The sequence below is a fragment of the Bacillus sp. LR--39 genome, assembly GCF_053613335.1.
Genome location: NZ_JBSIOT010001622.1, coordinates 1 through 514, shown reverse-complemented (window position 1 = coordinate 514; position 514 = coordinate 1). Strand labels below are relative to the sequence as shown.

The window sequence follows — 514 nt, the reverse complement described above, 5'->3', positions numbered from 1 at the left end:
GGCTCGAAAGAACGCCGCCTGAGCTGTCAGCCGACATTATCGACAGAGGCGTGATCATTACAGGAGGCGGCGCATTGTTAAACGGTCTTGACCAGCTTCTTGCCGAAGAGCTGAAAGTGCCTGTTCTCGTTGCTGAAAATCCGATGGATTGTGTGGCAGTCGGTACGGGTGTCATGCTTGATAACATGGACAAGCTTCCCAAGCGCAAACTGAGCTGATCAGAAGCCTCATTCTTTTTGAGAATGAGGTTTTTTTATGTGAAATGCTTTAAAGGAGCTGAACGGCTGCCGATAAAAAGAGTAGTATGTTTGAATACCATTATAGAACAAACGTTCTGTATTAGCAAATATAAATTGCAAGCATTTCGCAAAAGAGGTTTTTTCGATAGGAAACTCTGGAGCATGACACTTATTTTGAGGTGAAATGATGTTAAAAGGACTTTATACAGCAACTTCAGCAATGATCACCCAGCAGCGCCGCACAGAGATGCTGACGAATAATATCGCGAATGCAA

2 protein-coding genes are annotated in these 514 nt (G+C 44.0%); both read left to right on the top strand.

Annotated elements, in window-relative coordinates:
• On the top strand, positions 1–218 hold a 218-nt coding region (locus tag ACWHAR_RS32155), incomplete at its 5' end, for a rod shape-determining protein (protein WP_452089058.1).
• Between the two features lie 208 nt (positions 219–426).
• A partial coding sequence (locus tag ACWHAR_RS32150; protein ID WP_452089059.1) for a flagellar basal body protein occupies positions 427–514 on the top strand: 88 nt, incomplete at its 3' end.